General features: G+C 66.6%; 12 protein-coding genes. All 12 read left to right on the top strand.

Features of this window, described 5'->3' with window-relative positions:
* Positions 1–16: 16 nt before the first annotated feature.
* The 12 genes from AC1RB9_RS21245 to argR all read left to right on the top strand — a co-directional run bounded on the left by AC1RB9_RS21245 (position 17) and on the right by argR (position 13,044).
* Positions 17–1,219 carry a CaiB/BaiF CoA transferase family protein gene (locus AC1RB9_RS21245; protein WP_003085918.1) on the top strand — a complete coding sequence of 401 codons (1,203 nt, stop codon included), beginning with the start codon at positions 17–19 and terminating at the stop codon, positions 1,217–1,219.
* A 10-nt stretch (positions 1,220–1,229) separates the two neighbouring features.
* The gene (locus AC1RB9_RS21240) at positions 1,230–2,057 is read left to right on the top strand and encodes an HpcH/HpaI aldolase/citrate lyase family protein (RefSeq protein ID WP_003085920.1); all 828 of its coding nucleotides are present in this window, start codon (positions 1,230–1,232) and stop codon (positions 2,055–2,057) included.
* A 113-nt stretch (positions 2,058–2,170) separates the two neighbouring features.
* Positions 2,171–3,166 carry a TRAP transporter substrate-binding protein gene (locus tag AC1RB9_RS21235; protein WP_003114244.1) on the top strand — a complete coding sequence of 332 codons (996 nt, stop codon included), beginning with the start codon at positions 2,171–2,173 and terminating at the stop codon, positions 3,164–3,166.
* A gap of 48 nt (positions 3,167–3,214) precedes the next feature.
* Positions 3,215–3,853: a TRAP transporter small permease gene (locus AC1RB9_RS21230; protein WP_003114245.1), complete on the top strand. Its 639-nt coding sequence runs from the start codon at positions 3,215–3,217 to the stop codon at positions 3,851–3,853.
* Entirely contained in the window at positions 3,850–5,133 is a 1,284-nt protein-coding gene (gene dctM, locus AC1RB9_RS21225) for a C4-dicarboxylate TRAP transporter large permease protein DctM (protein WP_003085927.1), read from the top strand. The genes AC1RB9_RS21230 and dctM overlap by 4 nt, the downstream gene beginning before the upstream one ends.
* Positions 5,134–5,314: 181 nt before the next feature.
* Entirely contained in the window at positions 5,315–7,270 is a 1,956-nt protein-coding gene (gene acs, locus AC1RB9_RS21220) for an acetate--CoA ligase (RefSeq protein WP_003110260.1), read from the top strand.
* 540 nt (positions 7,271–7,810) lie between these two features.
* Positions 7,811–8,590 (top strand): ABC transporter substrate-binding protein, encoded by a 780-nt coding sequence (locus tag AC1RB9_RS21215; RefSeq protein ID WP_003085932.1) that lies wholly within the window; start codon positions 7,811–7,813, stop codon positions 8,588–8,590.
* Positions 8,591–8,708: 118 nt separating this feature from the next.
* The gene (locus AC1RB9_RS21210) at positions 8,709–9,398 is read left to right on the top strand and encodes an ABC transporter permease (RefSeq protein ID WP_003085934.1); all 690 of its coding nucleotides are present in this window, start codon (positions 8,709–8,711) and stop codon (positions 9,396–9,398) included.
* A 16-nt stretch (positions 9,399–9,414) separates the two neighbouring features.
* Complete coding sequence (locus tag AC1RB9_RS21205; RefSeq protein WP_003085936.1) at positions 9,415–10,113, top strand: ABC transporter permease; 699 nt, start codon at positions 9,415–9,417, stop codon at positions 10,111–10,113.
* A gap of 13 nt (positions 10,114–10,126) precedes the next feature.
* Positions 10,127–11,239, top strand: coding sequence for a M14 family metallopeptidase (locus AC1RB9_RS21200; RefSeq protein WP_003159660.1), 1,113 nt, complete (start codon positions 10,127–10,129; stop codon positions 11,237–11,239).
* A gap of 18 nt (positions 11,240–11,257) precedes the next feature.
* Positions 11,258–12,022: an arginine/ornithine transport ATP-binding protein AotP gene (gene aotP / locus AC1RB9_RS21195; protein ID WP_003159661.1), complete on the top strand. Its 765-nt coding sequence runs from the start codon at positions 11,258–11,260 to the stop codon at positions 12,020–12,022.
* 32 nt (positions 12,023–12,054) lie between these two features.
* Positions 12,055–13,044 carry a transcriptional regulator ArgR gene (argR, locus tag AC1RB9_RS21190; protein WP_003085944.1) on the top strand — a complete coding sequence of 330 codons (990 nt, stop codon included), beginning with the start codon at positions 12,055–12,057 and terminating at the stop codon, positions 13,042–13,044.
* Position 13,045: the final 1 nt, after the last annotated feature.

Genomic DNA, 13,045 nt, shown 5'->3' with positions numbered 1-13,045 from the left:
GCAGGGAGTCCGACCCATGACACAATCCCACCGACCGCGCCCGCTCGACGGCATCACCGTGGTCAGCCTGGAGCACGCCATCGCCGCGCCGTTCTGCACCCGCCAACTGGCCGATCTCGGCGCGCGGGTGATCAAGATCGAACGCCCCGGCGTCGGCGATTTCGCCCGCGGTTACGACGAGCGGGTCAACGGCCTGTCGTCGCACTTCGTCTGGACCAATCGTTCCAAGCAGAGCCTCAGCCTCGACCTCAAGCAGGCCGAGGCGCTGCCGTTGCTGGAGAAGCTGCTGGCCGGCGCCGACGTGCTGGTGCAGAACCTCGCGCCGGGCGCCGCCGCGCGCCTGGGCCTGTCCTACGAGGCGTTGCGCGAGCGCTTCCCGCGACTGATCGTCTGCGATATCTCCGGCTACGGCGAAGGCGGTCCCTACGAGAAGAAGAAGGCCTACGACCTGCTGATCCAGAGCGAGGGCGGCTTCCTTTCGGTGACCGGCGGCGCCGGGCCGAACGAGATGGCCAAGGCCGGCTGTTCGATCGCCGATATCGCCGCCGGCATGTACGCCTACAGCAGCATCCTTTCGGCCCTGCTGCTGCGCGAGCGCACCGGCGAGGGCAGCCGCATCGACGTGTCGATGCTGGAGAGCCTGGTGGAGTGGATGGGCTACCCGATGTACTACGCCTACCAGGACGCGCCGCCGCCGCCGCGCGCCGGCGCTTCGCACTCGACCATCTACCCCTATGGGCCATTCCCCGCCGGCGACGGCGGCACGGTGATGCTCGGCCTGCAGAACGAGCGCGAGTGGCGGGCCTTCTGCGACAAGGTCCTGCGCCGCCCGGAACTGGCCGACGACGAACGCTTCTCGGCGAACTTCAAGCGCTCGGCCAACCGCGAGGAGCTGCGTGCGCTGATCGTCGAAGCCTTCGCCGCCTTGCCGGCCGCCGAGGTGGTGGCGCGCCTGGAACAGGCGCAGATCGCCAGCGCCCACGTCAACGACATGGCCGGGGTCTGGGCGCACCCGCAGTTACAGGCGCGGCAACGCTGGACCTCCATCGACAGCCCGGCCGGGCGCCTGCCGGCGTTGTTGCCGCCGGCCAGCAGCAGCGCCTTCGTTCCGCGCATGGATGCGGTGCCGGCGCTGGGCGGCGACAGCGACGCGCTGCTTGCCGAACTGGGCTGTACCGCGGCCGATATCCAGCGCCTGCGCGCGACCGGAACGGTATGAGGAGGCGGACATGAACCGACAGATCGTGCGCAGCGCGCTGTTCGTCCCGGCGACCCGCCCGGAGCGGATCCCCAAGGCCCTTGCCAGCGGCGCCGACCGGGTCATCGTCGACCTCGAGGATGCGGTGGAGGAGGGGCTGAAGGTCGAGGCGCGGGCCAATCTCCGGCGTTTCCTCGTCGATACGCCGGAAGCCCGGGTGCTGGTGCGGATCAACGCGGCGGAGCATCCCGGGCATGCCGACGACCTGGCGCTGTGCCGCGACCACGCCGGAGTGATCGGCCTGCTCCTGCCGAAAGTGGAGAGCGCCGCCCAGGTGCGCCACGCCGCCGTGGCCAGCGGCAAGCCGGTCTGGCCCATCGTCGAGAGTGCCCGCGGCCTTGCCGCGCTGGGCGAGATCGCCGCCGCCGCGGGGGTCGAGCGGCTGTCCTTCGGCAGCCTCGACCTGGCCCTGGACCTCGATCTCAACAGCGGCAGCAACGCAGCCGAACAGATTCTCGGTCACGCCCGTTACGCACTGCTCCTGCAAACGCGCCTGGCAGGCCTGGCGCCGCCGCTGGACGGCGTCTATCCGGCGATCCAGAACCGTGCCGGACTGGTCGAGGCAGTGCGCTTCGCTCGCGACATGGGCTTCGGCGGGTTGCTGTGCATCCATCCGAGCCAGGTCGAGCCGATCCACCAGACATTGATGCCGAGTCCCGCGGAACTGGAGTGGGCGCGTCGGGTGGCAGAGGCCGGCGCCTCCGGTGCCGGCGTCTTCGTGGTCGACGGCGAGATGGTCGACGCGCCGGTGCTGGGGCGCGCGCGACGCCTGCTGGAGCGGGCCGGGGAGGGTGGCTGAACGCGTTCGACAGACGCGAACGCGGGCTTGAGCAATGGCGAATTCTCCGAACGCGCCGGCTGCGTCAGGCTCGTCGATACCTCGAAAGCACAACAACAATCTGAGGTCACGAAATGTTCAAGACGATGGTACGGGCGCTGTTGTGCGCCCTGGCGATCGGTGGCTCCTGCCTGGCGAATGCCGCGCAGCCGATCGTCATCAAGTTCTCCCACGTGGTCGCGGAAAACACGCCCAAAGGCCAGGGCGCGCTGCTGTTCAAGAAACTCGTCGAACAGCGCCTGGGCGGCCGGGTCGAGGTAGACGTCTATCCCAACTCGTCGCTGTTCGGCGACGGCAAGGAAATGGAGGCGCTGCTGCTGGGCGACGTGCAGATGCTGGCGCCGTCCCTGGCCAAGTTCGAGCAGTACACGCGCAAGGTGCAGATCTTCGACCTGCCGTTCCTCTTCGACGACATCCAGGCGGTCGACCGCTTCCAGCGCAGCCCGCAGGGGCGCGCCTTGCTGACCAGCATGCAGGGCAAGGGCATCCTCGGCCTGGCCTACTGGCACAACGGGATGAAGCAGCTCTCCGCCAATCGCCCGTTGCTGGAGCCGGAAGACGCGCGCGGGCTGAAATTCCGCGTGCAGGCGTCCGACGTGCTCAACGAGCAGTTCCGCCAGCTCCGCGCGATCTCCCGGAAGATGTCCTTCGCCGAGGTCTACCAGGGCTTGCAGACCGGCGTGGTGAATGGCACCGAGAACACCTGGTCGAACTACGAGAGCCAGAAGGTCAACGAGGTACAGAAGTATTTCACCGAGTCCAACCACGGCTTGGTGGACTACATGGTGATCACCAACGCGAAGTTCTGGAATGGCCTTCCGGCGGACATCCGCGAAGAACTGCAGCGGATCATGGACGAGGTCACCGTGCAGGTGAACCTCGAGGCCGAGCGCCTCAACCGCGACGCCCGCCAGCGCATCCTCGCCAGTGGCGCCAGCGAGATCCATACCCTGAGCCCGCAGCAGCGCGCCGACTGGCGCCAGGCGATGCAGCCGGTATGGCAGAAATTCCGCGGCAATGTCGGTGCCGATCTGCTCCAGGCCGCCGAAGCTTCCAACCGTCCCGATTGACCCGTCCGGCCCCGCCCGGCCGGGCGGGGCATTGTGGAGAACGCTGCGATGAATCGACTCGTGCGCGTCTGGAACCGCTTCGAGGAGGGCGCTATCGCCTTCCTGCTGGCGGCGATGACGCTGGTGACCTTCCTCTATGTGGTGATGACCAACGTCTTCACCCTGTTCTACGACCTCGGCGACCGCCTGCCGACACTGCGGGCTCCGCTGTACTCGATGGGCGACGCGATCCTCGGGGTAGCCCAGGATATGTCCTGGAGCAACGCGCTGACCAAGGCGCTGTTCGGCTGGCTGATCTTCCTCGGCATCGCCTACGGCGTACGCACCGCCGGCCACCTCGGGGTGGATGCCCTGGTGCGCCTGGCGCCGCGTCCCTTGCAGCGCCTGATCGGGATACTCGCCTGCCTCTGCTGCCTGGGCTACGCCGGGCTGTTCATGGTCGCCAGCTACGACTGGGTGAAGACCCTGTTCGTCGCCGGCATCGGCGCCGAGGACCTCGACCACTTCGGCATCCTCCAGGCCTACATCGCGGTGGTGGTGCCGGTCGGCTTCGGCCTGGTGCTGCTGCGCTACCTGGAAATCCTCGTCAACCTGTTGCGCGGTCGCCAGCTCGGGCTGGGCCTCGCCGACGAGGCCGCCGAGGCCTCCAAACTGGCCGGCGAAGAGGCCGGGGAGAACCGTCCATGACCGTGCTGATCCTGTTCCTGCTGCTGTTCCTGTTCATGTTCATCGGCGTGCCCATCGCCATCTCCCTGGGGCTGTCCGGCGCCCTGACGATCCTGCTGTTCAGCCCGGATTCGGTGCGCTCGCTGGCGATCAAGCTGTTCGAGACCTCCGAGGCCTACACCCTGCTGGCGATCCCGTTCTTCCTGCTCTCCGGCGCGTTCATGACCACCGGTGGCGTGGCGCGGCGCCTGATCGACTTCGCCAATGCCTGCGTCGGGCATATCCGCGGCGGCCTGGCGATCGCTGCGGTGCTTGCCTGCATGCTGTTCGCCGCGCTGTCCGGTTCGTCGCCGGCGACAGTGGCGGCGGTCGGCTCGATCGCTGTGGCCGGCATGGTCCGCTCCGGCTATCCGCGCGCCTTCGGCGCGGGGATCATCTGCAATGCCGGGACTCTGGGCATCCTCATCCCGCCATCGATCGTGATGGTGGTCTACGCCGCCGCCACCGAGACCTCGGTGGGCAAGCTGTTCGTCGCCGGGGTGGTTCCGGGGCTGCTGCTCGGGGTGATCCTGATGGTGGTGATCTACATCGTCGCGCGGGTCAAGAAGCTGCCGGCGCAGCCGCGCGCCAGCTTCCGCGAGTGGCTGGCCGCCGCACGCCGTGCAGGCTGGGGCCTGTTGTTGCTGGTGATCATCCTCGGCGGCATCTATTCCGGGCTGTTCACCCCCACCGAGGCGGCGGCGGTGGCGGCGGTGTATTCGGCCTTCGTCGCGCTGTTCGTGTACAAGGACATGCGCCTGCGCGACTGTCCCAAGGTGCTGCTGGAGTCGGGGCGGCTGAGCATCATGCTGATGTTCATCATCGCCAATGCCATGCTCTTCGCCCACGTGTTGACCACCGAGCAGATCCCCCAGCAGATCACCGAATGGGTGGTGCAGGAAGGCCTGACCCCGATCGGCTTCCTGCTGATGGTCAACGTGGTGCTGCTGGTCGCCGGCAGCTTCATGGAGCCCTCGGCGATCGTGCTGATCCTGGCGCCGATCTTCTTCCCCATCGCCATGAAGCTGGGCATCGACCCGATCCACCTGGGCATCGTCATGGTGGTGAACATGGAGATCGGCCTGGTACACCCGCCGGTCGGCCTCAACCTGTTCGTCACTTCGGCGGTCACCGGCATGCCGCTGGGGGCGACCATCCGCGCGGCGCTGCCGTGGCTGATGATCCTGCTGCTGTTCCTGATCCTGGTGACCTACGTGCCGTTGATCTCGCTGTGGCTGCCGGGCCTGCTGGGCATGAGCTGAGGTCGCGGCGGCGGGGCGCGGGACGCGCTCCGCCGCTGGCGCAAGGCTACGATCGGCGCGGCTTATAGCTACTATCGGCGCTGTCGCGCAGTGGTAAGACCATGGTCGTATGGTTCGTGGGGTGTGCGCTCGCTACAACTGGGCACAACAAAAACAACACTCACGTACCGAGGTTAAAGCCATGTCTGCGGCATCCCTGTACCCCGTGCACCCGGAAGCGGTGGCACGGACCTTCACCGACGAAGCCACCTACAAGACGATGTACCAGCAGTCCGTCGTCAACCCCGACGGCTTCTGGCGCGAGCAGGCCCAGCGGATCGACTGGATCAAGCCGTTCGAGAAGGTCAAGCAGACCTCCTTCGACGACCATCACGTGGACATCAAGTGGTTCGCCGACGGCACCCTCAACGTGTCGCACAACTGCCTCGACCGTCACCTCGCCGAACGCGGCGACCAGGTGGCGATCATCTGGGAAGGCGACGATCCCGCCGACCACCAGGAAATCACCTACCGCCAGCTCCACGAGCAGGTCTGCAAGTTCGCCAACGCCCTGCGCGGGCAGGACGTGCACCGCGGCGACGTAGTGACCATCTACATGCCGATGATCCCCGAGGCCGTGGTCGCCATGCTCGCCTGCACCCGCATCGGCGCGATCCACTCGGTGGTCTTCGGCGGCTTCTCCCCCGAGGCCCTGGCCGGGCGCATCATCGATTGCAAGTCGAAGGTGGTGATCACCGCCGACGAAGGCGTGCGCGGCGGCAAGCGCACTCCGCTGAAGGCCAATGTCGACGACGCCCTGACCAACCCGGAAACCTCCAGCGTGCAGAAGATCATCGTCTGCAAGCGTACCGGTGCGGAGATCAAGTGGAACCAGCACCGCGACGTCTGGTACGACGACCTGATGAAGGTTGCCGGCAGCACTTGCGCACCCAAGGAAATGGGCGCCGAGGACCCGCTGTTCATCCTCTACACCTCCGGCTCCACCGGCAAGCCGAAGGGCGTGCTGCATACCACCGGCGGCTACCTGGTGTACGCCTCGCTGACCCACGAGCGGGTCTTCGACTACCGTCCGGGCGAAGTCTACTGGTGCACCGCCGACATCGGCTGGGTCACCGGCCACACCTACATCGTCTATGGCCCGTTGGCCAACGGCGCCACCACCATTCTGTTCGAGGGCGTGCCGAACTACCCCGACGTGACCCGCGTGGCGAAAATCATCGACAAGCACAAGGTCAACATCCTCTACACCGCGCCGACCGCGATCCGCGCGATGATGGCCGAAGGCAAGGCGGCGGTGGCCGGTGCCGACGGTTCCAGCCTGCGTCTGCTCGGTTCGGTGGGCGAGCCGATCAACCCGGAAGCCTGGCAGTGGTACTACGAGACCGTCGGCCAGTCGCGCTGCCCGATCGTCGACACCTGGTGGCAGACCGAGACCGGCGCCTGCCTGATGACCCCGCTGCCGGGCGCCCACGCGATGAAGCCGGGCTCCGCGGCCAAGCCGTTCTTCGGCGTGGTCCCGGCGCTGGTGGACAACCTCGGCAACCTGATCGAGGGCGCCGCCGAGGGCAACCTGGTGATCCTCGACTCCTGGCCGGGCCAGGCGCGGACCCTGTTCGGCGACCATGACCGCTTCGTCGACACCTACTTCAAGACCTTCAAGGGCATGTACTTCACCGGCGACGGCGCGCGCCGCGACGAGGACGGCTACTACTGGATCACCGGGCGGGTCGACGACGTGCTCAACGTCTCCGGCCACCGCATGGGCACCGCCGAGGTGGAAAGCGCGATGGTCGCCCACCCGAAGGTCGCCGAGGCGGCGGTGGTCGGCATGCAGCACGACATCAAGGGGCAGGGCATCTATGTCTACGTCACCCTCAACTCCGGGGTCGAGCCGAGCGAGGCGCTGCGCCAGGAGCTGAAGCAATGGGTTCGCCGCGAGATCGGTCCGATCGCCACGCCGGATGTGATCCAGTGGGCGCCGGGACTGCCGAAGACCCGTTCGGGCAAGATCATGCGGCGCATCCTGCGCAAGATCGCCGCGGCCGAGTACGACACCCTCGGCGACATCTCCACCCTTGCCGACCCGGGCGTGGTCCAGCACCTGATCGAGACCCATCGCTCGATGCAGGCCGCCTGACTTCCGCCTGATCCGAAACGACCCCGCGCGGTGCGAGCCGCGCGGGGTCTTTCATTTGGCGCGGGCCGAGGAGGAGGGCGTTTCGAATGGGCTCGCGCCGGGAATGGGGCGGCGGTAACACTTCGGTGATGCGCGCCTGCGCATAATTGGGGCGAGAGGAAACGCCACGCACAGCCAAGGTGCGACACGGGGTAGCAGTCGAGGCGAGTCGTAGCGGCCAAGCCATTGAAGGAGAAGGAATTGGCAATTTATGGCTTGAGATTTGCTTTACTCATTGATTACACTTCGCGCTTTCCGGGCACAAATGTCGCTGCCTGTCAATATCGCCGAATGCCCTCTTCGGTGCTTTTATAATTAGTTGTCGCATTGAAGAAATAACCACTTTCGGCCTGTCGCTAGAATGCCGCTCACCCCAGCTGGCGCCCTGTCCACGAGAAGGCGCCATGCGCAAGAGCCGGTGATCACGCATATCCGTCGGCAGCCTGGGCAAGGTTCTATTTCTCCTGCCAATCGATGCCATCCCCTTCGAAGGAGTTCCAGATGAAGAAGCTCGCACTTCTCGGCGCCCTGGCGCTGTCCGTGCTCTCCCTGCCCACTTTCGCCGCCGACAAGCCGGTGCGCATCGGCATCGAGGCGGCCTACCCGCCGTTCTCGCTGAAGACCCCGGACGGCCAGTTGGCAGGCTTCGACGTGGATATCGGCAATGCCCTCTGCGAAGAGATGAAGGTGCAGTGCAAGTGGGTCGAGCAGGAGTTCGACGGCCTGATCCCGGCACTCAAGGTGCGCAAGATCGATGCGATCCTCTCGTCGATGACCATCACCGACGAGCGCAAGCGTTCGGTCGACTTCACCAACAAGTACTACAACACCCCGGCGCGCTTCGTGATGAAGGAAGGCGCCAGCCTCAACGATCCCAAGGCCGACCTGAAGGGCAAGAAGGCCGGCGTGCTGCGTGGCAGTACCGCCGACCGCTACGCCTCCGCCGAACTGACCCCGGCCGGCGTCGAAGTGGTGCGCTACAACTCCCAGCAGGAAGCCAACATGGACCTGGTGGCCGGTCGCCTCGACGCGGTGGTCGCCGACTCGGTGAACCTCGAGGACGGCTTCCTCAAGACCGATGCCGGCAAGGGCTACGCCTTCGTCGGTCCGCAACTGACCGATGCCAAGTACTTCGGCGAAGGCGTCGGCATCGCCGTGCGCAAGGGCGATAGCGAGCTGGCCGGCAAGTTCAACGCGGCCATCGACGCGCTGCGCGCCAACGGCAAGTACAAGCAGATCCAGGACAAGTACTTCAGCTTCGACGTCTACGGTTCGAACTGACGCTATCCGTCAGAGGTGGCACAAACGTCCGCGACGCCTCGCGCTGTTTGTGCCACTTTTTTATTGACTGGACGCCACTGCTTTAGCGCTGCATTAGCTGCATAGAGGTACCGTTTTGATGATCACTGGCTACGGTGCGACCATCGTCGATGGCGCCTGGCTGACTCTCCAGCTGGCCCTGCTTTCCATGCTCCTGGCCATCGTCCTCGGCCTGCTGGGCGCGGCCTTCCGCCTGTCGCCGGTGCGCTGGCTGGCCTGGTGCGGCGACCTGTACGCCACGGTAGTGCGCGGCATCCCCGACCTGGTGCTGATCCTGCTGATCTTCTACGGCGGCCAGGGCCTGCTGAACTGGGTCGCCCCGCAACTCGGCTACGACGACTACATCGACCTGAATCCCTTCGTGTCCGGCGTCGGCACCCTCGGCTTCATCTTCGGCGCCTATCTCTCGGAGACCTTCCGCGGCGCCTTCATGGCGATTCCCAAGGGGCAGGGCGAGGCCGGCTACGCCTACGGCATGAGCCACCGCCAGGTGTTCTTCCGCATCCAGGTGCCGCAGATGATCCGCCTGGCGATCCCCGGCTTCACCAACAACTGGCTGGTGCTGGTCAAGGCCACCGCGCTGATTTCCGTGGTCGGCCTGCAGGACATGATGTTCAAGGCCAAGCAGGCCTCCGATGCGACCCGCGAGCCGTTCACCTACTACCTCGCCGTGGCCGGCCTGTACCTGCTGGTGACCAGCGTGTCGCTGCTGTTGCTGCGCCTGCTCGAACGCCGCTATTCGGTCGGCGTGAAAACCGCGGAACTGTGAGTCAAGGGGCCCTATCGTGATCTTCGATTTCTCCGTCATCTGGGACAGCCTTCCGCTCTATTTCGACGGCCTGCTGGTCACCCTCAAGCTGCTCTCGATCTCCCTGCTGATCGGCCTGCTGCTGGCGGTGCCGCTAGCGCTGATGCGGGTCTCCAAGCAGCCGCTGGTGAACTTCCCGGCCTGGCTCTATACCTACGTGATCCGCGGCACGCCGATGCTGGTCCAGCTGTTCCTGATCTACTACGGCCTGGCGCAGTTCGACGCGGTGCGCGAGAGCGCGCTGTGGCCCTGGCTGTCGAACGCGTCCTTCTGCGCCTGCCTGGCGTTCGCCATCAACACCAGCGCCTACACCGCCGAGATCCTCGCCGGCAGCCTGAAGGCCACGCCCCATGGCGAGATCGAGGCGGCCAAGGCGATGGGCATGTCGCGCCTGAAGATGTACCGCCGTATCCTCCTGCCGTCGGCCCTGCGGCGCGCCCTGCCGCAGTACAGCAACGAAGTGATCATGATGCTGCAGACCACCAGCCTGGCGTCCATCGTCACCCTGGTGGACATCACCGGCGCCGCGCGGACCGTCTACTCGCAGTACTACCTGCCGTTCGAGGCGTTCATCACCGCCGGCCTGTTCTACCTGTGCCTGACCTTCATCCTGGTGCGCCTGTTCAAGCTTGCCGAGCGCCGCTGGCTGGCCTATCTGGCGCCGCGCAAATCCTGATCCGGAGGACCGCATGGAGCGTATCGACCACCTGCTGCCGTGGAGCACCCTGGGAAGCGAGAAGCGCCTGAGCGTGTTCCGCTTCGGCTGCGGCGCGCGCAAGGTCTACATCCAGTCCAGCCTGCACGCCGACGAGCTGCCGGGCATGCGCACCGCCTGGGAGCTGAAGCAGCGGTTGCGCCTGCTGGAGGCGGAAGGCCGCCTGCGCGGCACCGTCGAGCTGGTGCCGGTGGCCAATCCGGTCGGTCTCGGGCAGATGATCCAGGCGCTGCACCAGGGGCGCTTCGAAATGAGCAGCGGGCGCAACTTCAATCGCGATTTCCCCGACCTGCTGGACGCGGTGATCGACAGCGTCGGCGAGCGTCTCGGCAGCGATCCGGCGGCCAATGTCGCGCTGGTCCGCCAGGCCCTGCGCGCGGCGCTGGACGCCCTGCCGCCGGCGACCTCGGAACTGGAGGGCATGCAGCGCGTGCTCTATCGCCACGCCTGCGACGCCGACCTGGTGCTCGACCTGCATTGCGACTTCGAGGCCGCCATCCATCTCTATACCCTGCCGCAGCAATGGCCCGCCTTCGCCTCCCTGGCCGCACGCCTGGGCGCCGCTGTCGGGCTGCTCGCCGAGGAGTCCGGCGGCGGTTCCTTCGACGAGGCCTGCTCGGTGCCGTGGCTGCGCCTGTCGCGCCTGTATCCGCGCGCCGAGCTGCCGCTGGCCTGCCTGGCGACCACCGTCGAACTCGGCGGCCAGGCCGACACCACCGTGCAGCAGGCCGAGGCCAACGCCGCGGCGATCCTGGCCTTCCTCGCCGAGCAGGGCTTCGTCGAGGGCGAATGGCCGGCGGCGCCCGAAGCCTGCTGCGAAGGCTTGCCCTTCGAGGGCACCGAATACGTCCACGCCCCGCATACCGGCGTGGTGAGTTTCCTGCGCCGGCCGGGCGAATGGGTGGAGGCGGGCGAACCGCTGTTCCAGGTCATCGATCCCCTGGCCGACCGTGCCAGCACCGTGTGCGCCGGGGTTTCCGGCGTGCTTTTCGCCATCGAACGGATGCGCTACGCGCAGCCGGGACTCTGGCTGGCCAAGGTGGCCGGTCGTCAACCGATCCGTCAGGGACGCTTGCTCAGCGACTGATTAGCCGAGAACACACACATGTACAAACTGGAAGTCCAAGACCTGCACAAGCGCTACGGTAGCCACGAGGTGCTCAAGGGCGTCTCGCTGGCGGCGAAAGCGGGCGACGTGATCAGCATCATCGGCTCGAGCGGTTCCGGCAAGAGCACCTTTCTGCGCTGCATAAACCTGCTGGAACAGCCGCACGCCGGCAAGATCCTGCTCAACGGCGAGGAGCTGAAGCTGGTGCCCGGCCGCGACGGCGCGCTGAAGGCCGCCGACTCCCGCCAGTTGCAGCGCATGCGCTCGCGCCTGTCGATGGTGTTCCAGCATTTCAACCTGTGGTCGCACATGAGCGCCCTGGAGAACGTCATCGAGGCGCCCGTGCATGTGCTCGGCGTGTCGAAGAAGGAAGCCATCGAGAAGGCCGAGTACTACCTGGCCAAGGTCGGCGTGGCGCACCGCAAGGACGCCTACCCGGCGCACATGAGCGGCGGCGAGCAGCAGCGCGTGGCGATCGCCCGGGCGCTGGCGGTGGAGCCGGAAGTGATGCTGTTCGACGAGCCGACCTCGGCGCTCGACCCCGAACTGGTGGGCGAAGTGCTGAAGGTCATGCAGGACCTGGCGCAGGAAGGCCGCACCATGGTGGTGGTGACCCACGAGATGGGTTTCGCCCGCGAGGTGTCGAACCAGTTGGTGTTCCTGCACAAGGGCCTGGTCGAGGAACACGGCTGCCCGAAGGAAGTCCTCGCCAACCCGCAGTCGGACCGCCTCAAGCAGTTCCTCTCCGGCAGCCTCAAGTAACATTCATCGCAGAGGCCGGCTAAGCTGCTCCCATGACTGCCCAACCCCAACGCATCGGTTTCCTCCTCTGGCCCGCCACCCGCGCGCTGACGCTATCGCTTGCCGAGGAAGCCCTGCGGGCGGCCCGGCGGTTGCACCCCGAGGCGCTCTACGAGCCGCTGTTCCTGCTCGCCGAAGCGCCGGCCGAAGAGGAGGGCTGGCGCCTGCCGGGAACGGCCTGGAACGGCAGGCTGGAGCAATGCTCGCGGCTGTTCCTGGTCGCCGACGAGGCGCCGGCGGCGGTGTCGCCAGCGCTGGGCCTGGCGCTCAAGCAACTGGCGCGTTCGGGAGCGGCGATCGGCGCGCTGTCCGCCGGCATCTACCCGCTGGCCCAGCTCGGCCTGCTCGACGGCTATCGCGCCGCGGTGCACTGGCGTTGGCACGACGACTTCACCGAGCGCTTCCCCAAGGTCATCGCCACCAATCACCTGTTCGAGTGGGATCGCGACCGCATGACCGCCTGCGGCGGCATGGCGGTACTCGACCTGCTGCTGGCGCTGCTGTCCCGCGACCATGGCGCTGAACTGGCCGGCGCGGTCTCGGAGGAGCTGGTGGTGGAGCGCATTCGCGAAGGCAACGAGCGCCAGCGCATCCCGCTGAAGAATCGCCTCGGCTCCAGCCATCCGAAGCTGACCCAGGCGGTACTGCTGATGGAAGCCAATATCGAGGAGCCACTGACCACCGATGAGATCGCCCAGCATGTGTGTGTTTCGCGGCGCCAGTTGGAACGGATCTTCAAGCAATACCTGAACCGCGTACCCAGCCAGTACTACCTGGAGCTGCGCCTGAACCGCGCGCGGCAGATGCTGATGCAGACCAGCAAGTCGATCATCCAGATCGGCCTGTCCTGCGGTTTCTCTTCCGGGCCGCATTTCTCCAGCGCCTACCGCAACTTCTTCGGCGTCACTCCGCGCGAGGACCGCAACCAGCGGCGCGGCGGCAGCGCCTTCGAGACGACCTTCACTCCCGTCGAACGCGGCTGAT

The organism is Pseudomonas sp. 20-5, assembly GCF_056782835.1.
The sequence above is the reverse complement of the archived record's forward strand: the minus strand, read 5'-3'. Positions and strand labels throughout refer to the sequence as shown.